Source organism: Hufsiella arboris, assembly GCF_009834875.1.
Classification (GTDB): Bacteria; Bacteroidota; Bacteroidia; order Sphingobacteriales; family Sphingobacteriaceae; genus Hufsiella_A; species Hufsiella_A arboris.
In genome coordinates this window covers 176,502-196,583 of record NZ_WVHT01000003.1, presented here as the reverse complement: position 1 = coordinate 196,583, position 20,082 = coordinate 176,502, and the positions used below count along the sequence as shown (strand labels likewise).

At 41.2% G+C, this 20,082-nt stretch carries 13 protein-coding genes and 1 CRISPR repeat array; of the genes, 2 read left to right on the top strand and 11 right to left on the bottom strand.

Annotated features, from left to right (window positions below):
- Nucleotides 1-30 precede the first annotated feature (30 nt).
- From GS399_RS07800 to GS399_RS07780, 5 genes are all read right to left on the bottom strand, one after another.
- Nucleotides 31-1,848 carry a RagB/SusD family nutrient uptake outer membrane protein gene (locus GS399_RS07800; protein ID WP_160844062.1) on the bottom strand — a complete coding sequence of 606 codons (1,818 nt, stop codon included), beginning with the start codon at nt 1,846-1,848 and terminating at the stop codon, nt 31-33.
- Between the two features lie 17 nt (nt 1,849-1,865).
- Entirely contained in the window at nt 1,866-5,120 is a 3,255-nt protein-coding gene (locus GS399_RS07795) for a SusC/RagA family TonB-linked outer membrane protein (protein ID WP_160844061.1), read from the bottom strand.
- Nucleotides 5,121-5,538: 418 nt separating this feature from the next.
- Nucleotides 5,539-6,546 (bottom strand): NAD(P)H-dependent glycerol-3-phosphate dehydrogenase, encoded by a 1,008-nt coding sequence (locus GS399_RS07790; RefSeq protein ID WP_202409400.1) that lies wholly within the window; start codon nt 6,544-6,546, stop codon nt 5,539-5,541.
- Nucleotides 6,547-6,606: 60 nt separating this feature from the next.
- On the bottom strand, nt 6,607-7,962 hold the full coding sequence (locus tag GS399_RS07785; protein WP_160844060.1) for an efflux RND transporter periplasmic adaptor subunit: 1,356 nt from the start codon (nt 7,960-7,962) through the stop codon (nt 6,607-6,609).
- Nucleotides 7,963-7,981: 19 nt separating this feature from the next.
- A complete protein-coding gene (locus tag GS399_RS07780) occupies nt 7,982-9,328 on the bottom strand; it encodes a TolC family protein (RefSeq protein ID WP_160844059.1) in 1,347 nt (448 codons plus the stop codon).
- Between the two features lie 94 nt (nt 9,329-9,422).
- Between GS399_RS07780 and GS399_RS07775 the strand changes: the two genes are divergently transcribed.
- The gene (locus tag GS399_RS07775) at nt 9,423-10,031 is read left to right on the top strand and encodes a polysaccharide deacetylase family protein (RefSeq protein WP_160844058.1); all 609 of its coding nucleotides are present in this window, start codon (nt 9,423-9,425) and stop codon (nt 10,029-10,031) included.
- Here GS399_RS07775 and GS399_RS07770 read toward each other — a convergent pair.
- Nucleotides 10,010-11,392, bottom strand: coding sequence for an exonuclease domain-containing protein (locus GS399_RS07770; RefSeq protein WP_160844057.1), 1,383 nt, complete (start codon nt 11,390-11,392; stop codon nt 10,010-10,012). The genes GS399_RS07775 and GS399_RS07770 overlap by 22 nt on opposite strands.
- A gap of 156 nt (nt 11,393-11,548) precedes the next feature.
- On the opposite strand from GS399_RS07770, the gene GS399_RS07765 reads away from it, so the two are divergent.
- Nucleotides 11,549-12,310 (top strand): murein L,D-transpeptidase catalytic domain family protein, encoded by a 762-nt coding sequence (locus GS399_RS07765; RefSeq protein WP_160844056.1) that lies wholly within the window; start codon nt 11,549-11,551, stop codon nt 12,308-12,310.
- 106 nt (nt 12,311-12,416) lie between these two features.
- On the opposite strand, the gene GS399_RS07760 is transcribed toward GS399_RS07765, so the two are convergent.
- The 5 genes from GS399_RS07760 to cas1 all read right to left on the bottom strand — a co-directional run bounded on the left by GS399_RS07760 (nt 12,417) and on the right by cas1 (nt 20,060).
- Nucleotides 12,417-13,997, bottom strand: coding sequence for a CBM96 family carbohydrate-binding protein (locus GS399_RS07760; RefSeq protein ID WP_160844055.1), 1,581 nt, complete (start codon nt 13,995-13,997; stop codon nt 12,417-12,419).
- A gap of 378 nt (nt 13,998-14,375) precedes the next feature.
- On the bottom strand, nt 14,376-15,272 hold the full coding sequence (locus tag GS399_RS07755; RefSeq protein WP_160844054.1) for an SDR family oxidoreductase: 897 nt from the start codon (nt 15,270-15,272) through the stop codon (nt 14,376-14,378).
- A 139-nt stretch (nt 15,273-15,411) separates the two neighbouring features.
- A complete protein-coding gene (locus tag GS399_RS07750) occupies nt 15,412-15,993 on the bottom strand; it encodes a Crp/Fnr family transcriptional regulator (protein WP_160844053.1) in 582 nt (193 codons plus the stop codon).
- A gap of 116 nt (nt 15,994-16,109) precedes the next feature.
- A CRISPR array of direct repeats spans nt 16,110-18,583; the repeat unit is 46 nt; unit sequence GTTGTGATTTGCTTTCATTCTTTGAACAACTGATATTTACCACAGC.
- A 125-nt stretch (nt 18,584-18,708) separates the two neighbouring features.
- Nucleotides 18,709-19,014, bottom strand: coding sequence for a CRISPR-associated endonuclease Cas2 (gene cas2, locus GS399_RS07745; protein WP_237487902.1), 306 nt, complete (start codon nt 19,012-19,014; stop codon nt 18,709-18,711).
- 26 nt (nt 19,015-19,040) lie between these two features.
- The gene (gene cas1, locus GS399_RS07740) at nt 19,041-20,060 is read right to left on the bottom strand and encodes a type II CRISPR-associated endonuclease Cas1 (protein ID WP_160844051.1); all 1,020 of its coding nucleotides are present in this window, start codon (nt 20,058-20,060) and stop codon (nt 19,041-19,043) included.
- Between the last annotated feature and the right edge of the window lie 22 nt (nt 20,061-20,082).

Here is a 20,082-nt window from a genome sequence, read left to right as displayed (position 1 = left end):
CTACCTCTTAAAAAAACAACAAATCAAATGTTATTGATAACCTGGATTTTGTTTCAGGTTAATGGTTCCTGTAGCATTTTCAAGGTCAATCTCATTACGAGGAATTGCAAAAATTTCAGTGGTTCCCTTAGTGAATTTTGCACCCGGGTTTACTTGGAAAATAGATGGCCTTGTTTTTTCTATAGTAGCATATTCATTTAAAACATCCGCCATATACCCTGTCCCATTGTCCCAGCGCTGTAAATCAAAGAAACGCTGACCTTCCATTGCTAACTCTAGTCTTCTTTCAAAACGAATTGCTTTAATTGCATAGTCTCTGTTTGCGAAAGAACCAGCCGGATAAAGCCCAATTTTATAATTATCTGCTGGAGTAATGTGTGTTTTATATTGGAATGTCAACGGATCAAATTCGGCATTTTTATACACCCATGTTTCAGGGTGATCCGCGATCCTCGAACGCACTCTGTTGACATACTCTAAAGCTTTGTCAGGGTTACCAGCTTCAATTTCACATTCTGCTGCCCATAACAAAAGGTCTGAATACCTAATTAGATTTATATTACTCGCAACAATCTGCGTCGGCCCCCAGAAGCTTGTTTCTTTGGAAGATAAAATGTCTTTCTGGCTTTTAGCGTATTGGTTCTTTTTAGGGCTAAAATATCCATCTGTACCATCGCGCACCCATAGTGATCCAGGATGATTTCCAAAATCCAAATAGGGAATGCCAGGCCGGCCCATAACTAAATCAATTCGAGGGTCAAGACTACCTGTATACGGATTAGATGGTGCGCTCACTACGGCGCCGGTATTGTAGGTGTCGAGAAGTGGCAGCCCATTGGCATCCGTCTTATATGCGTTAGCCAAACTTAACGATGGATTATTAAAACCACAGCATCCTCCTGGTCCGCTGCCGTCATTTGGAAAGTTTAATACCTGTCCATAGTTGCCATTTGTACCCGAGCCATCATTAACTGACATCTGTACCGAAAATATTGATTCAGCACTATTTTTAGCTCCAGGATCAGGATTGAAATTTGCTTCGTAGCCTTTTGGGTTAAAGCCATATGGTTGGCCTTGTGATGTAACGCCATGTGAAAGCAAATTATCTATCAGAAGCTTGGCTTCAGGAAATTTATGTTCAAACATATAGCACTTTGCAAGAAATGCCATTGCCGCCCATTTATTAGCCCGGCCTTTTTCTCCCGGATTTTGGGTTTCATTCAAATTGTCTATTGCAAATTGAAAATCGGCTTCGATGTTAGGCCATATATCTTTATCATTTGGAACGTTCACATTGTTGCTTTTCGGAATAATTGTTTCATCAACATACGGAACATTTTTCCAAAGCTTTTTTGCTTCCAGATGGAAAAAGCCCCTTAAAAAACGCGCTTCAGCAGTTATCTCTTTTTTATCAGCATCGGTGACATCTGTAGCTAATGCCAGTGTTCTTAAAACGTCATTCGCTCTTTGAACGCCATCATAACATGCCTGCCATTTAACCTGGAGGTAAGAATTGTTGGAAAACGAAGTAGACCAGGTTTGAATAAAGGTAATATCCCCTTGATCAGAAGGTGTCGATCCTTTGTAAGAGTCGTCGGCTGCAACGCTGCCAAACACCCAGTTATCGGTCCCAGAACCAAATTGATTTCCTGTGGTTGCTCCACCTTCTCCATCCAACATAGCATAAGCACCAATTAATAACGATTTTACCCCCTGAGCATTGGAAAGGGTAGTTTGTTGAAGCGAGCCAAGTGGATCTTTTTCTAAGAAGCTCTTTTTGCAAGCGTAAATCATTGCCAACGAGAATAACCCCATTGGAATAATATATCTTATTGAATATTTTTTCATTGTAATTTGTTATCTATTTAAAACCCAACGTTAACTCCGATATTAAATGTTTTTTGATTGCCTGGGTAATTTCCAAAGTCAATTCCAAAATTTGTATTATCGTTTACATTTGAAGTTTGCAGTTCCGGATCAAGACCCGAATATTTTGTTATGGTAAATAAGTTTGCAGCTTGCAAATAAACACGGAACCTGTCAATACCAACCTTTTTCATAACTGTTGAAGGTATTGTATATCCTACCTGAATTTGTTTACATCTTAAATAAGAACCATCTTCCATATAATATGAGTTGAAGACGGTTGTGTTACTAAAGTTAGCAGATCGTTCCAAAATCGGGGTCTTTCCATTAGCTTCCGGCATACCAAACGAGTGCACAGCCGCGTCTTTACTCATAGCTGCATCAAATACTTGCGGAAAATCTGTCCAATATTTAACATAGTTAATTACATCATTTCCAACCGAAGCATATAAAAACATTGAAAAATCAAACGCTTTGTAACTTGCTCCGAGATTTAAGCCTGTTGAATATTTCGGATTCGGATTGCCGAAGAATGTCCGGTCAGAGTTATTAATTTGACCATCGTTATTAATATCCTGGTATTTAAATCTTCCTGGGGCTGCATCTGGTTGCGTGGGTGAGTTCGTGACATCGGCAGCATTTTGAAATAATCCTAATACTTTATAGCCGTAAAAAGCGCCAACTGCCTGACCCGGCTGTAATCTCGAGAACGCACCAAAACGATTAGATCCGCCGCTTACACGATCTTGGTATAGAACACCGTCTTTGAGACTGATCACTTTGTTGTTATAAGTGGTAAAGGTTCCGGTTATATCGAATTTAAAATTATCGTTTATTGCTCCGTGATAAGTAGCGGAAATATCCCAACCATGGTTTTCTACGTCACCGGTGTTGTTAAATGGCACAACTGCACCTCCCGCTGTAGCCGCGATAGGCGCGTTAAATAATAAACCTGTAACAGATTTTTTATACCATTCAACTGATAAATCAAATCGATTTTTGAAAATACTTGCATCAATACCAATATTAGATATTTTGTCTTCCTCCCATGTAGTAATCGGATTTCCAAATTGACTTGCATATGAACCTAAAACAGACGAAGTACTTGTACCACCTAAGTCATACGATGAATTACCGGCAACCTGACCAAATAAATCAAAAGAATTTGTAGGCCTTACATTGCTTAGTGATCCAAGTTTACCCCATCCACCGCGAAGCTTTAAATCGCTAATCCAGGAAACATTTTTCATGAAATTTTCTTGAGATATTCTCCATCCTGCAGTAACAGACGGGAACCAGCCAAATCGCTGATCTTCCAAAAATACAGACGATCCATCTCTACGTAGGGTCCCACTTATAAGATATCTGTCATTGAAACTATAATCAACCCGTCCAAATATTGAAAAAAGAGATGTGGTATATGGGGTTGAAGCTCCGCCCATTCCATTATTTAAATTGCCGTTCGTTTGGCCGGACGGCGGGCCGAAGTTAAGTGTAAAGAGGTTAGGATCAGTAGTCAGACTTCCCGGATTTGTAATGTAATAACCGTTCCTTGTTCCGAATGCTGCCCGGCTATAATTTTCAATAGCTTCAGTTCCGATTAGTGCAGTTACATTATGCTTGTTGAACACTTGATTATATCTCAATGTGTTTGTCCAAGTCCAGCTACTATTATAGCCATAGTTTTCTGTAAATCCATTAGGATTTGTGTTGTTTTCAGCATTTTCATAGGCTGTATAACCTATATTGTTATAAGTATAATTGTCAATGGTTCCACCGAAACTTGTTCTAGCTGTAAGATGTTTAAGAAAATCAGCTTCTGCAAAAACATTACCATTCATTTGCCAGTCGTTTGAGGTGTTATTTTTTGTTCTGTCAAGAATAGCATAAGGGTTTTGCGGATTTCCCAAACCTTTTGAGTTAGTACCCGCGTAATTGCCGACGATGTCGAACACTGGAATTAAAGGGCTTTGACGGTAAGTATATGAAATAGGGTTTCCTTCATTTTGATTAGTTCCTGGCAACCCTGGGTTTTGGCGATAAAATAGATACGCATTTTCACCAACACGTATATGATCTTTAATATTAAAATTTGTGTTAATTCTTGCTGTATATCTTTTTAAATGCGTTTGAATCATTGTTCCTTCTTGGTCAAGATAACCTACCGAAAAATAAAAGTTTGACTTGTCGCTTCCGCCGCTGGCAGCCAGGCTATAGTTTTGCATGGTTGCTGGTTTAAATATTTCATGAAACCAGTCTGTACCCTGTTGATTAGCTCTAGTGATCTGGTTACTATATAACGCATATTTGGATGGATCTGCATTTGGATTACCTTGCTGTCCAGCAATTGGAGTAATATAATAAGGGACAACAGGCGTAGAGCCATAACCGTATTGACTGTTTTTATAAGTATCGGGGGTAATAGCAATACCGCTGTTTTTAAATTCCTGCCAGATAGCGTTACCTGTTTCGGTAGGATTAGCAATATTGAATACATTTCCCTGAAGTGGCCTTTGGGTCCCAACATACGATTCAAAATTAATTTTTGCCTTTCCTTGTTTTCCTTTTTTAGTAGTGACTACAACAACGCCGTTTGAACCGCGAACTCCATAAATTGCTGCAGAGCCGGCATCCTTAAGAACCTGCATTGATTCGATGTCATTTACGTTTAAGTCATGCAAGCTTCCAGGCGTTCCGTCAATAATTACCAATGGATCTGAGTTTCCAAAAGACGTGATCCCCCGCACACGTACATTACTGTTTCCACCAGGTACGCCGGAGTTTATAACTGTTACCCCGGAAGCTTGTCCTTGCAACAAAGATTCAGTCGTTCCGGATGGAACAGACTTTAAACTTGCAACGTCAACCACCGCGACAGCGCCTGTGATATCTTTCTTACGTTGTGCGGTGTAACCGGTTACAACTACTTCATTGAGTGCTTTGGTACCTGCAAGAAGTACCACGTTCAGGCTTGTTTGGTTACCTACTGTAACGCTTTGGGTTTCGTAACCAATCGATGAAATTTCGAGAACGTCGGTTGATTTTGCATTGATAGAAAATGCTCCGTTTACATTGGTTGATGTGCCGGTGGTAGATCCTTTGATCTTAACACTTGCACCAATGATTGGTTGCTTGTTATCATTCCCTGTAACAAGACCAGTGACCCTGTTTTGCGCCTTCACAATAATGCAGGCGAAAAGAAACAGAATCACAAGAAACACTTTCCTTTTTTGAGGAAGTAAAATGTGAATCATAATTGTTGATTTTTAGGTTAATTGGAGTGTTTAATTGTGTTTTTTCTATATTAATTGTAAAGACTCATCCTTTATTTAAGTCCTTTTGTTTGGTTAGAACATTCGAATATAAACGAAATGTTACAGAACAATTAATGATAGTTTTTTGGGCCTAGAATCCATTTATTAAGTGTTCGGAATACAATAAATGAACTTTTTGCTAGAAATTTGAGAATCAAATAAGATTTATTCAACGAATAGGTGTATTGTTTGCAGACTTTTTAAATTAACCTGATTTTAGCAACTATGTGGCAATTAATCGGTTAGTAAAAAAGTATTAACTTATGCTAAAAAAGTATCGATCTTGCGATTTTTCAGCACGTGAAATGCGGTATTGTACAAAGTACACTATGTAATGAAATTCTTATGTAGTTGAGCGTCAGGATAATTGCTCTGAAAGAAGCTTCATTTCAATGTGAGGCGAATGCTTCTCATAAAGGATAGCATATACCGCCCTGCAGATTGGCATGTATACTTTGTGATTCTTATTTATCTGGTGAAGTGAATTAACAGCATAAAAGCCCTCAGCCACCATATTCATTTCAAGTTGCGCTGATTTTACCGTATATCCTTTCCCGATCATATTACCGAACGTTCTGTTACGACTAAATTGTGAGTAAGCGGTTACAAGTAAATCGCCTAAATAGGCTGACTCTTTTATATCACGGTCAATGGGGTGTACGGAGTCAACGAATCGTTCAATTTCCCTGATTGCATTAGATATCAACACAGCTTGGAAATTATCTCCATACCCGACCCCGTGGCAAATACCGCTGGCTACAGCATAAATGTTTTTTAATACCGCTGCATACTCAGTTCCATAGATGTCATCAGAAACATTTGTTTTAATATAACGGGTTTGTATAACTGTCGCAAAAGCAGTGGCCAGAGTGGTATCAGCTGAGGCAATTGTGAGATATGACAATTTTTCCAGGGCAACTTCTTCAGCGTGGCAAGGTCCGCTGATGACAATAATATCTGTTAAAGGGATTTGATAACGCTGATTCAGAAATTCTCCAATGATCATATTTTCATCAGGAACGATGCCTTTAATAGCGGATACAATTTTTTTCCCTTTCAGATCTTCGGGTGAAATATCGGCTAGCGCTTTTTTTAGAAAGGCTGCAGGGACATTTAACAGTATAGTGTCTGCTTTTGAAATAATTGACTTTATGTCGGTGCAAATATTTTCAGCCGGAAGTTTGATTTCAACCGAACTCAAATAATTCGGATTGTGACGGTAAGTTTTTATGTGGTCTACTGCTTCCTGACTTCGCATCCACCAGTAAACTTCCTTAGGTTGAAGATTATCACCAAGCATTTTTATAATAGCTGTTGCCCAGCTACCGCCTCCAATAACAGCAATCTTTCCTATTAACAATTCCATAAAAAAAGTCCCGCTCAATATGAATAATTGGCGGGACAAGTTACCGATTTTCGCGGTTAATTATTTTTTATCAGCCGAGAAAAGTTTGTCTTTACTTACTTTTTCGACGATCATTCCATCTTTCAGCGTTTTTGATATAGCACTGAATGGTCTTGAGATAACCTCTTCGCCACCCTTAAGTCCGCTCAGAATCTGTATATATGCATCGTCCTGAATGCCGGTAGTTACCTGCACTTGCTTTGCTTTCCCGTTCTGCAAAATAAATACATAGAACTTTGAGGGAGCTTTTTCTTCTTCCTTATCCTTATCTGCCGAATTATTATTTTCTGGCTTTCCCGGATCGGTTTTTGGTTTTTCCTCGTCACGTGTTGTCACAGCCTGGATAGGAACCGACAGACTGTTAACATTGCTTGTATGGATATCCACTGTTGCTGATAAACCGGGACGGAAAGGAGATGGGTTCTTAGCGTCTTTAACAAGTAATGCCTGATAGGATTCCGGAAGGATCTTTACCTTGATAGTAAAGTTTGTTACCTGGTCTGCGCTTGTACCGCTTACATTTGCTGAGCTTCCGATTTCAGTTACTACACCCTTGAATTTTTTTCCCTGAAAGGCGTCAACTTCTATTTCTGCAGGATCATTTGGCGAAACGCGGTTAATGTCACTTTCATTAACGTCTACGTTTGCTTCCATGCTGTTAAGATTGGCAATCCGCATAATTTCAGTACCCGCCATTTGAGCGGTACCAACAACACGTTCGCCAAGTTCAACTTCCAACTTCGAAACAACGCCGTCGACGGGCGCGTAGATTGTTGTTTTGGCCAGGTTGTCTCCAGCCTCTTTTACAGCTGCGGCTGATTGATCAATGCCATATCGCGCCCCGATAACGTTTTGTTTCATTGCTTCAATATTGGCTTTTGAAGCGTTGTATTCCGCTACTGCCGCATCGTATTCGGACGCTGAAAGAACTTTTTGTTTATACAACTCGACGCTGCGTTTGTATTTTGCCGCGGTATTTTCATAGTTTGCCTGGGCTTGCTTTAATTGCTGTTCACTATTTGCCAAGGAAGCTTTTTGAGAGTTTAACGAAGCAACCGCCCGGTTAAATCCCGATTGCAAAACATCAGGGCGTATTTTGCAAAGAAGCTGGCCGCGTTTTACCACGTCGCCTTCCTTAACTGCAAGTTCCACTACTTCTCCCGAAACCTCAGAACTTAATTTTACTTCTATTTCGGGCTGGATTTTTCCACTGGCTGATACCGTTTCAGTAATTGACCTTTTTTCTACTTTATCGGTTGATACCTGGGTAATATCGCCTTTGCCAAACCACCCTAATTTGTTTCCGGCAATTGCGATAATTAAAATTGCTCCGGCAGCAATCAGAATATATTTGAGCGTATTTTTTTTCTTAGCCATGTCTTAAAAGAAATTTTGATTAAAATGATATCGTGTTACCTAAATAAAAGTCAATTACCTTACTTCTGAATATGAACATATACTTCGCCTGGATGAAATTGAATTCAGCGGTATTTAAATCAGTTTGTGATTGATTGAAATCCAGCGAGTTTACTAAACCAACATTAAAGCGCTGCTGTATTACAGTAAATGCGTCTTTTTTTGAATTGTATGCGCTTTGCGTTGAATAATATTGTTTTTGAGCAGCTTTAAGATCGACTATCGCCTGGTTTATTACCTTGTTGAAATTGTTTCGTGCAAGTTGTTCGGCGGCCTCTGTACGCTGGTATGTCAGTTTCGCTTTATTCACCCCAATTCTTGTTTGCAAATTATTGAAGAGCGGTATATTAAGCGTAAAACCCCAGTATTTATAGAAGTTTTGGTTGATCTGGTCAAAGTAATGAGGGTTGGGTTGCCCGGTTAAAATATCCCTTCCGGTACTTGAATAGTTTGAACTAAGCGCGCCGCCAAGACTTAACGTTGGGTAATAGTAGCTTTTCGCTATGTCGACATATTTTTTCGCAACAGCGGTGTTGTATCTCGCCAATACAATGTCAGGATAATTTTCAACTGCCTGGCTGTAAACTGAAGTTGCCGTGTAGTCGGTTTTGAGATTAAGCATCTGATCAACATCTGGCGAAACAACTTCGAATTTACTTTGAGGGTCGCGCTCCATTAATTGAGCCAGATCGAGATAAGAAATGTCCAACTGGTTTTGAGCGTTTGTTTCGTTCAGTTCGGCGGTTGCAACCTGCGACTTTGCCTGCGATAAATCGGCAAGCGTGCTGTTACCAACATCAAATAGCTTTTGAGCTCTGTCGAGCTGCTGCCGGGTAATCGCTAACTGTTGCTGAGCGGCAGTGAGAAGATCCCGGTTATTTAAAACCTGCAGGTAGGTTGTTCCAACCAGTAAGGATAAATCATTTTCCACCTTACGGGTATTGCTCTTATCCGCTTCAAGCTGATACTTGTTTTGCGATATCTGGTTAAATTTCAATCGGCCCTGCGACAAAATAACATTGCTGCTCAAATTCAGATTATTGGTCGTGATCGCCTGCTCGACATATTGATAAGATGTCGGATCGACGCTGCGGCCATAATTGAAAAACAAATTTGTGCTGGCGTTAAGATTGGGATAGATCGAAGTTTTGGCAAGCTTGACATTTTCGTCGCTTATGGCTTCGCTTAGCCTTGCCTGCTTAATCTGAAGATTGTTTTGAAGTGCCGCTTGTACAGCCTGTTGCAAGGTGAGTTTTTCCTGCGCATACAAACCGCCGGTTGCCGAAACTCCTAAAGCAGTGAGTAGTAAAAGTTTTCTGAATTTCATCTATTAATTAAAGATCATTGTTGTAACCGGCATCATTTTATCCGGTCACTAAGTTAATTTCCTATCCTTTATCTTCGTAAATTATTTTAACTGCATGTATCTCATCAAAACACCTGCATTTTTACGATGGCTGTATCCCGGCCTGGTTTGGCATAAAAGCAGGGAGTATAAAACCATATATCTCACCTTTGACGATGGCCCTATTCCGGTTGTTACACCGTTTGTTTTAAAAACATTAAAAAAATTTAATATAAAAGCTACCTTTTTTTGTATTGGGGATAATATACGTAAACATCCGGAAATTTTTCAGGCAGTTATCAACGACGGCCATCGTGTTGGAAATCACACTTTTAACCACCTACGCGGATGGGATACTGAGGATAGTGTCTATCTGGCAAATGTTGAGCAATGTAATGAATTAACCGGTTCCGATTTGTTCAGGCCGCCGCATGGTCGTGCGAAAAAAAGCCAGCTATCAATACTGAAAGAAGATTACAGTGTAATAATGTGGGATGTACTTAGCGGGGATTTTGACAGTCAATTAAATCCTGAGAAGTGTTTGAAAAACGTTCTGTCAAACACCGAAAATGGTTCTATCGTAGTTTTTCACGATAGCCTGAAAGCTTTTCCGCGATTAGAATATGCGTTGCCAAAAGCGCTGGAACAATGGGTCGATCAAGGTTATGAATTTGATGTATTATAGATAACAACCCGTTCGGGAAAGCGGTTTGCATAGCTTCGCACAAGATTTTTAATAAATTCCGTTTGCGGATATGGCGTTACTGATCTTTTGACAAGCTCTAGATCATCCATAACAGATTCGCTTTGAATATAACCCAGGCCGTAGAACTTTCCCTGTTCAACCAGGATACAGCTCTTTTCATCTCTCATTCGCCCGCTTTCGATAATTGCATAAGTCGGCTGGGCGAGCTTTAGGCTACGAAATGCATCTTCGACCCGCTTGTTATAAGTTTCTGCTTGTTCTTTTCCGCAACATGGACCGTGGCATTTTCCTGAAATTAAACCGGCGCATTCCAGGCGGTTACGTTGTATGAAGCACAATTTCGGACAAAGCTCGTTATCCTCAACAAAGCGGCTTAAAAAGTTGTAAGCTTCCAGCGCCTGGTTAAACGATAACACAGGATTCGTAAGGCGCGATTTTTTGTCGACCGCTAACCTGGTATACCCGTTTTGGTCCTCAAAAAGGAATATGCCCCATTGTTGCTCAAATCGCTTTTGCGCGCGGTTATATTCGGGCCACAAACGTTTGATCTCGATCTCCTCGAGAATAAATGAAATTAGCTCATTGCCGCAATCCTGGTAGCTGAGCTGATGAATATCGCGTAAAAAGTCCTGTTTCTGTTTACGGGGACTGTTATTCGAGAAATGGCTGAACACCCGCCGCCTTATATTTTTTGCTTTTCCGACGTATATGATCTTTCCCTTAGCATTGTGGAAATAATAAATGCCGGGCGTATACGGGAGTGATTCAAATTGTTCTTTTGGAAGATTGGGCGGCAATACCTGCTCTTTCGAATGATGTTTTAGCGCCTGTTCAATATGTTTATTGGTGTCATTCTGAAGCATCAGCTCGAATAGCTTTGCGGTTGCATCAGCATCCCCTGCAGCACGATGCCTTGAATAATTATTAATGCCCATTTGTTTAGCGAATTTCCCCAAGCTGTAAGACGATAATCCCGGGAAGATTTTTCGGCCTAAACGAACGGTACATAGCTTTTTACAGTTTAAGTCAAAGCCATGTTTTGATAAATGAAACTTTACAAACGAGTAATCAAAATTTACATTGTGTGCAATGAAAATTTTGTTTTCCAGGAGTTTATGAATGGTTTCGGCGACATCAATCCAGGCAGGGGCATTAAAAACCATGTCATTACTGATGCCGGTGAGCGCTGTAATGAACGGCGGAATAGCAATTTGCGGATTAACGAGAGTTTCATATCGCTCGGTAACACAAACCCCATCGTGCAGAACGATCGCGATCTCGGTTATACCATTTGTTTGAGCATGGCCCCCCGTTGTTTCAATATCAACAATCGCATACATAAGACAAATTTAGCAACTAAAATTATTAGCATCCTAAATTATTGGAATTTAAACTGACAATTAACGGATAAATTGAAAATGATAAAGTTTTATCTTTGTTATTCAGTAAATCAAAATAAGTATTAGTATTTTCGTTTGGAAAGTTTAGTGAAGATTATGAGAAAATATTCATCGTACATTATTGCAGCTGTTGCTATATTATTGATTACAGGGTTTTTAAGCTGGAAAGCAGATGGGAAGGCTCATGCCGCAAAAGCAGATGGCGAAGTAAAAACTGTATCCCGCGAGTCTCGCTTTGAACAATATGTAAGCGGAATCTATCAGGCAGCTAATTTACAGGGAACAGATCTTGATATAAACGTTTTCAAGAAAGCACTTGTTGGTTTTTACAACATGAAGCAGGAGGGAATTCTTTCAAAAGATCTGATCACTATTGTCGATTTGTCCCGCTCAAGTAAACAAAAAAGACTTTGGGTAATTGACGTCGCAAACAGGAAGCTTCTTTTTAACTCATTGGTTGCACACGGACAGGGAAGTGGTGACGATGTGGCGACGAATTTTTCAAACAATGCGGAATCGCACCAAAGCAGCCTTGGTTTTTATGTAACTGAAGGTACATATTTTGGCAAACATGGCCTTTCATTGAAGCTTAATGGAATGGATGCCGGCTATAATAACAATGCTTTAAGTCGTGCTATCGTGATGCATGCAGCTGATTATGTCAGCCAGAACTTTATTAATCAGCATGGACGATTAGGTAGAAGCTTTGGCTGTCCGGCCCTGCCACCGGAACTAAGCAAACCCATTATAGACCAGGTAAAAGGGCATTCCTGCCTGTTTATCAATGGAACAGATGGAGCCTATAAATCTAATTTTCTTAACCAGCAAAATGTATTTGATTCGTTTAATGCCGGTTAACAGTATACATGTAAGAAATAAAAAAGGGGAGTCATTACGATTCCCCTTTTTTGTTTGTGATTCCAGTTTATAATATATCTCAATGCAATGATGTCTTTAGCATTAGCTAGTTTATAATCAGCTGAGGTTTATTTGAATTGTTTTGTCCGCTGTTAAAGTATAAGCTGATTTTTGTATTTCCTGCGTCCCTGATTGCGAAACTTACCAATTTGTCTCCAGCCGCTTGTGCTTTTACAAAATTGGTTACGTCAAATTCTATATACTTACGGACATTATTTACCGCTGACGTGCTTAACGCGGTTGTTCCATTCGACGGAGCATTGTTTTGCGAAATCGTTTGTTCCGTCCATGAATCGTTATCTACAGAATAACAGGAAATTGTAATGGTAGAGCTATTGTCGGCATTATAACCATAAATTCTAAGCCTGGCTGTATTTACCGAACTGATATCGCTTAGCGAAAATTTTAAATAAGATTTTCTTGAAAAGCCTGAACTTGTTGAAGCCTTCACGAATAGAATCGTATCCAGCCCATAATTGTCTGCCGCGAAGCTTCCGTCGCGTACATAAGCATCGTCTGTAGGCAGTAAAATTGTCTCAGTGGTGTTATATACCGGCACTCCCTTTCGATTTGTGGCAGCAAAATTTCCGCCGGTATAATAAATGTTTCCATCTAACACACCCGCAACGCCTGCTGATTTAGCCGTATTAAGCGGAGTAAGTTCGGCCCATGTGTTGGTTGCAGGTGAATAGGCCGACACCAGTTTGCTCAAAACGTTGTGCGATGTTTCCCCGCCCAAAACGATTATTCGCGAACCCATAACAACCACACTGGATGCAATATGATCGCGGCCGACCGGCATCGGTGCCAGGTTGGTCCAGGTATTTGTTGCTTCATCATAAACTTCTAACGTTTTTTGTGTAACGGTATTTTCGTTTTGTTCATGAGCACCTCCAAGGAAATAGATTTTACCATTATATACTGCGGATCCCGGATGGTTGGCGGGATTATTAAGTGAAGCCAGCGTTTGCCATCCGGCTGTGAGATTAGAAAGATCCAAAGCCAGGTGAATATTGACATCCTGCCGTGATAAGTTGGCTCCTCCCATATAGTGGATCTTACCGTTTAAAAAGCGAAGCTGCCCCGTTGCCAGCGATTGTGGCAGATCGGGTAAGCGCGTATACGTATTTGTGGAAATGTTATAGCGCCACACCTGTTTAGTGCCAAAAAGTTGACTAGTGCCGTTTGCATTTGATGTATAGCCACCCGCAATGTAAATGTCTGAACCATCATTTGTGACGCCGGCGTGAGTGATGCCACCGAAGCCTTGTCCGCTTGGCGTATGCGGTAAATCGGCAATTGATTTCCAGGTATTTGCTATGGGATCATAAACAAATGCTTTTTTTGTGGGCGTCCAGGCAGGCTTTTTATTGACATCATAGCCGCCAAAAATGTATAGTTTACCGTTTACTACATCGCCGTGTACTTCGTGAGTTAAAATTGGCTGGCTTTTCACTGATCCCCAGGTTATACTTGAAAAATCATCGCTTGATGTTGTTGCCAGACTCTTAGCAATCGGGGAGTAGTTAATGTCCTGTTTTTCTGCCTGTCCAGCGTCTTTTTTGCACCCTTGAAAACAAGCCGCTCCTGTTAGAAACACATATAGATGAATCTTAAATATTTTCATATTCTTTTCTTGATTTGCGTAATTGAGGGGATAAGCAGGTTGGGAAACCTAAATTATGAAGAAAAGAAAAACTATGAGATCGCGGGGAATTGAATGATAAAAAAATGTGAAAAATGGTGGCAGCATTTGCGTCTTTCATTTCACTGTCATGTCGACGATAGGAGACATCTCTAACCCATCGTTAGTGTCCCTCACCAACGATCTGAAATGTTTCTTGTGAGACACCAATAACGCGGTGTAGTAATGTGTATTTTCCGAAAAACAGTGCCAGTGAGTCTTGGTTTCTTTACTTCCGTGCTTCGCTCATACGTCACAAGGCCTTAAACGCATGGCCGGTATTTATTTAAACACACCAAAGGACAGAAAAATACCAGGAAATTATTCGCTTCGTTTAAAATAAGCTTCCGAATCCAGGTCAGCAATCAAGCCCCTGTGTGTAGGCTGCCAGTTTAAAGCTTTTCGTGTTTGTTCAGAGGATGCCGGGCTGTTTAGAGATGCAAAATGCTGGAACCAGCCAAAGTATTCAGCTGCATCTTCGCCGGACTTGCTTACTACCGGGAGAGCCAAATTTTTCCCAATTACTTCCGCAATTTCGCGGAATAGCAGTCCTTCCTCGCCCACGGCATGATAGATCGATGGCACATTTTTTTCCAGTGCCAGCCGGAATAAACGTGCGGCATCCAAACGATGCACGGCAGGCCAGCGGTTGTCGCCATCTCCGATATAAGCGGACATGCTCTTTTCACGCGCCAGGGCGATCAGCAAGGGAACGAAACCATAATCACCGGCATCATGAACAGACGGCGGCAGTCTTACGATGGATATTTTAACACCCTGTGCTGCAACCACCGCAGCTGCTTCCTCCGAAGCTTTTCGAGGACTGGCCGATCCAACAGTGATTTGATCGTCCTCGGTAACAAGGCGTCCCAAATTAAATAAACCGGTTCCGGACGTGATAATCAGGGGCTTGTCCGTGCCTGCCAATATGGAACCCATCGCCTCAATAGCCCCGCGATCTGTCTCGCAGTTTTCGCCGAATTTAGAAAAGTCGTGAATAAAGGCTGTGTGGATCACGCCATCCGCCAGCTCTGCGCCTCTCTTCAGGCTTTCGAGATCATCGAGTGAACCGCGGTGCACCTCGGCACCTATTGCGATTAGCTGATCGGCCGATGAAGCTGATCGGGCAAGGCTAAGCACTTTGTGGCCGGCATCTAAAAGTTCCTTTACAATGGCTGAGCCGACGAAACCCGTGGCTCCCGTTACAAATATTCGCATATTCTTCTTTCTTAATTTGTTGCCAGGTGCTGCGAAGCATGTATGCATAGCACACGGGGATTCAACAGCATCCTTAATTTACTTAACAAAGTTGCGAAAGAGCGGTGCTTCGAAAGAGGACATTTGTCCCGATTTCAATTTAGTGTTGAAGCTGCGCCTGCCGGATGCGGCTGAGTGTTTTAACCGACATACCCAGGTAAGAAGCCACCATGCGCAGAGGTACGCGCAGGAGAATACCGGGATAGGTTCTGATAAAATCCTCGTATTTTTCTTCCGGGGTAGAACTTATGGCTTTGTAAATGCGGTTTCGGCTGGAATGCAGGTTGTTAGAGATAAGCTGATCGGAAAAAGCTTTGAGTGCCGGAATCAGGGTAAGCAGTGCGTCAAAACTGTCTTTGCTCCATAACAATAGCTGGCTGTCCTCTAATGCATCGATGTTGTAATCAGACGGATTGCGGTTAGCGTAACTTTCTCCGTCGGTTGTCCAGGTTAATTCCGGCGAAAACTGCATGAGGTGCTCGCTTCCGTCCGATCCGATGCGGTAAGTGCGTAAAAATCCTTTGGTAATAAACATCTTGTAACGGCATACCTCGCCCGCGTTAAGAAGAAGCTCTTTCTTTCGAACTTTTCTTTGAATAGCAGCAGCACCTATTCGCCGGATTTCCTCGTCCGTGAAGGAGGTGGATTGGGCTTTGATGTATTTTTCAAAAATGGGTAGCATCAGTAGCTCAAAAGTAGTGAATATGGTGAGGAGATGAAAGGTGCGTCTAGGCGGAATACCGTCTTTTCAAAACTGCTTACCATAACTAAGACACTTTCAGCACAGCGGTTTTCCCAGTTGTGATTTGCTTTCATTCTTTGAACAACTGATATTTACCACAGCGCTGAATAGTTCTCCATACATGAATCATTGTTGTGATTTGCTTTCATTCGTTGAACAACTGATATTTACCACAGCCTCAATCTTTTCCTTTCTGGTAGGCTTGCGGTTGTGATTTGCTTTCATTCTTTGAACAACTGATATTTACCACAGCCTCAATCTTTTCCTTTCTGGTAGGCTTGCGGTTGTGATTTGCTTTCATTCTTTGAACAACTGATATTTACCACAGCTGCCTGGGTGAGCATCCTGCATAAGAAGCTGTTGTGATTTGCTTTCATTCTTTGAACAACTGATATTTACCACAGCATTTTCCATGTGCATAGCTACCCATGCAGGGTTGTGATTTGCTTTCATTCTTTGAACAACTGATATTTACCACAGCGCGTCCAGCCGCGGTAGAATCTATGGACGTGTTGTGATTTGCTTTCATTCTTTGAACAACTGATATTTACCACAGCCAACAATTTTTGATATTGCTCGGCGTTTTCGTTGTGATTTGCTTTCATTCTTTGAACAACTGATATTTACCACAGCGTACAGACTTTTTAGTAGAGGTTAGCTGCTGTTGTGATTTGCTTTCATTCTTTGAACAACTGATATTTACCACAGCAGCCCCGGCAATAATTAGCCTTTCTTTATAGTTGTGATTTGCTTTCATTCTTTGAACAACTGATATTTACCACAGCTTTGCGCGTAGGGGAAATATTGAACAGTAGTTGTGATTTGCTTTCATTCTTTGAACAACTGATATTTACCACAGCCTTATGTTTAGGTAGCTGAATATGCAGCTTGTTGTGATTTGCTTTCATTCTTTGAACAACTGATATTTACCACAGCAATCTTCCTCCGACTGCCATTAGTCCCGGAGTTGTGATTTGCTTTCATTCTTTGAACAACTGATATTTACCACAGCCCGATCGATGAGCAAAAGCAGCAAATCTGGTTGTGATTTGCTTTCATTCTTTGAACAACTGATATTTACCACAGCTGTTTTCTTTTTATCCCAACGTTCTTTAAGTTGTGATTTGCTTTCATTCTTTGAACAACTGATATTTACCACAGCTGCAGATCTCCGGATTCAATAGTCAATGCAGTTGTGATTTGCTTTCATTCTTTGAACAACTGATATTTACCACAGCAGAACTTGTTCTTGCAGTGTACCTGTCGGAGTTGTGATTTGCTTTCATTCTTTGAACAACTGATATTTACCACAGCTTTGCGACCCTTTGTAGGTTTCATTATAGTGTTGTGATTTGCTTTCATTCTTTGAACAACTGATATTTACCACAGCAGTTCAGTACTACGATGCCACGAAATCGGAGTTGTGATTTGCTTTCATTCTTTGAACAACTGATATTTACCACAGCCCTGATGCTAACGTGTAACCGCTAGGGAAAGTTGTGATTTGCTTTCATTCTTTGAACAACTGATATTTACCACAGCTCTTTGTTTTTGCAAGCATACCGTTAGCAAGTTGTGATTTGCTTTCATTCTTTGAACAACTGATATTTACCACAGCATGAAATGGTTCCATTTATAAAGTTTGCCGGTTGTGATTTGCTTTCATTCTTTGAACAACTGATATTTACCACAGCCTTTCATCAAATCATACGATATAAAAAGTTGTTGTGATTTGCTTTCATTCTTTGAACAACTGATATTTACCACAGCTAAATCTTGTTTTAGCTTAATCGCGTTGCTGTTGTGATTTGCTTTCATTCTTTGAACAACTGATATTTACCACAGCTTAGTCCAGTTTCAGAACTTACCGCGCGGAGTTGTGATTTGCTTTCATTCTTTGAACAACTGATATTTACCACAGCAAAGAAGTTGTCGGCAAAGCTCGCCCTTTAGTTGTGATTTGCTTTCATTCTTTGAACAACTGATATTTACCACAGCCGCCGAATCCCTTTTGAGTTAGGTGGTAATGTTGTGATTTGCTTTCATTCTTTGAACAACTGATATTTACCACAGCTTCTGCCTGGATTTGTATTTCGCTTGGTAAGTTGTGATTTGCTTTCATTCTTTGAACAACTGATATTTACCACAGCATTTAAGAAATGGCAAAGATAACTAAAATGGTTGTGATTTGCTTTCATTCTTTGAACAACTGATATTTACCACAGCGATGAACAGCTACGAAAGCATAACAGATTTGTTGTGATTTGCTTTCATTCTTTGAACAACTGATATTTACCACAGCTACCAGGTTGAGTACCGCTTTTTCGTCTATGTTGTGATTTGCTTTCATTCTTTGAACAACTGATATTTACCACAGCCTATTCACTGGCTTTCAGAAAAACGGCGTCGTTGTGATTTGCTTTCATTCTTTGAACAACTGATATTTACCACAGCAAAATTCCGCAGTATTGCAAGAATCAAGTAGTTGTGATTTGCTTTCATTCTTTGAACAACTGATATTTACCACAGCATACCCTGGTTTAAGGATTTGAATATCAGTTGTTTGAAGAAAAAAACAGAATTTAAAAATCCGGTCGTATGAACGGCCGGATGTAATTCTGAATGGCGATTTTAAATTTCAGATTGTAATGCGTTTTAGAAAAGTTCCAGTTGTTGCGGCGTATCGGGTAATTTTTTCTCATCCTTGCCATAAAAAAGTTCAATCATGCCGAATTGCTTATCCGTCACTGTCAGGATGCCTACGTGACCTTTAGGCGGAAGCGCTTTCTTTACACGCTTGATATGAACATCGGCATTCTCCCGGCTGCTGCAATGCCGCAGGTAGATGGAGAACTGGAACATCGCAAAGCCGTCTTCCATCAGGTCCTTCCGGAATTTAGTGTACAGCTTCCGGTCCTTTTTGGTTTCGGTCGGCAGGTCGAAAAATACTAGTATCCACAAAATCCTGTATTCATTTAAGCGCATCGTCAGAATGGGAGTTCATCATCGTCCGCCAGGTACTCCGTCTCATCCTCAGCAGCCATAAATGGCTCCAATTCTCGCTCCTTGTATGAACGGCTCTTTGCCTGAAGATTTCGAATGAAAGGGTAACTTATCTTCCTATGCTGGCCTTCGTAACATTTAGCGAGTGAGGCGGTCGTTGTCTGCAGGCCCACCATCAGTGGACTGCGGCCCTTTTCAAAATGGACATCAACGGTGGCAATTCCCAGCAACTGAGACTTAATCCCGGTGCTCAATTCAAGAAAATTTTCACCCGCATCAATGACCCGGAGGACGATCTGGTCGACATAAGGCCTGTAAGGTTCCATGATGTCATCGGCGAGGCAGTAGGCATTGTATTTATTCCTATGATGGATGCCGAGGGTAGGAAGGAGGCCCGAACATACCAAGGCACGGGCTACAATAGCGCGTAAAATAGCGTAGCCATAATTTAAGAGATTATTAGGTGGATCGCCGTCTCTTCCACGAAAGAAGTCGACCTTCTTTGGGAAAACATTTTTCCAGTAATAAGCTGCTGCGCGGCCTTCATAGTTGTCCGGATCGCCGCTTCGCACTTCTCTTGCCCATCGCAGCAGATTCTCGTGGTCGATTCCACGTAAGGCCAGCACTGCCGCCTGGTTGAGGATCTTGGCTTGAATGGTCTGCTGCCAAAGGTTTTTCTTGAGTGGAAGGGACGCGTCGATCTGGTAGCGGAACCGTTCGCTTTGCGTGTCATGTCCGTCAATGGGAAGCATCATCCCGGTTGGCATGTGGGAGCGGTCGCAGGTAATGATCGCCGCATTATTTTCCAGCAAAGCTGCAAGGCAACCCTGAGTGATGGTAATCTGTTGATGGTCAAGCACTACGATGCCGATGTCTTCGATAGCTACACTTTTTTTCGAATCATCCTCGCCGAGCACTCGCAAATGAGGCAGGTCAATTTGCAATTGCTTTCCTTTCAAATTAAGATAAGCCGGATTGGAAAAGTGGAGTGTCTTTTTAATCATGCTAAGTGATTCACCGATTAAA

Coding starts and splice junctions, on each gene's coding strand:
- GS399_RS07785 (WP_160844060.1), bottom strand. CDS start 7,962: ATGGCTAAGAAAAAAAATACGCTCAAATATATTCTGATTGCTGCCGGA.
- GS399_RS07800 (WP_160844062.1), bottom strand. CDS start 1,848: ATGAAAAAATATTCAATAAGATATATTATTCCAATGGGGTTATTCTCG.
- GS399_RS07790 (WP_202409400.1), bottom strand. CDS start 6,546: ATGGAATTGTTAATAGGAAAGATTGCTGTTATTGGAGGCGGTAGCTGG.
- GS399_RS07770 (WP_160844057.1), bottom strand. CDS start 11,392: ATGTATGCGATTGTTGATATTGAAACAACGGGGGGCCATGCTCAAACA.
- GS399_RS07755 (WP_160844054.1), bottom strand. CDS start 15,272: ATGCGAATATTTGTAACGGGAGCCACGGGTTTCGTCGGCTCAGCCATT.
- GS399_RS07795 (WP_160844061.1), bottom strand. CDS start 5,120: ATGATTCACATTTTACTTCCTCAAAAAAGGAAAGTGTTTCTTGTGATT.
- GS399_RS07760 (WP_160844055.1), bottom strand. CDS start 13,997: ATGAAAATATTTAAGATTCATCTATATGTGTTTCTAACAGGAGCGGCT.
- GS399_RS07765 (WP_160844056.1), top strand. CDS start 11,549: ATGAGAAAATATTCATCGTACATTATTGCAGCTGTTGCTATATTATTG.
- GS399_RS07775 (WP_160844058.1), top strand. CDS start 9,423: ATGTATCTCATCAAAACACCTGCATTTTTACGATGGCTGTATCCCGGC.
- GS399_RS07780 (WP_160844059.1), bottom strand. CDS start 9,328: ATGAAATTCAGAAAACTTTTACTACTCACTGCTTTAGGAGTTTCGGCA.
- cas1 (WP_160844051.1), bottom strand. CDS start 20,060: ATGATTAAAAAGACACTCCACTTTTCCAATCCGGCTTATCTTAATTTG.
- GS399_RS07750 (WP_160844053.1), bottom strand. CDS start 15,993: ATGCTACCCATTTTTGAAAAATACATCAAAGCCCAATCCACCTCCTTC.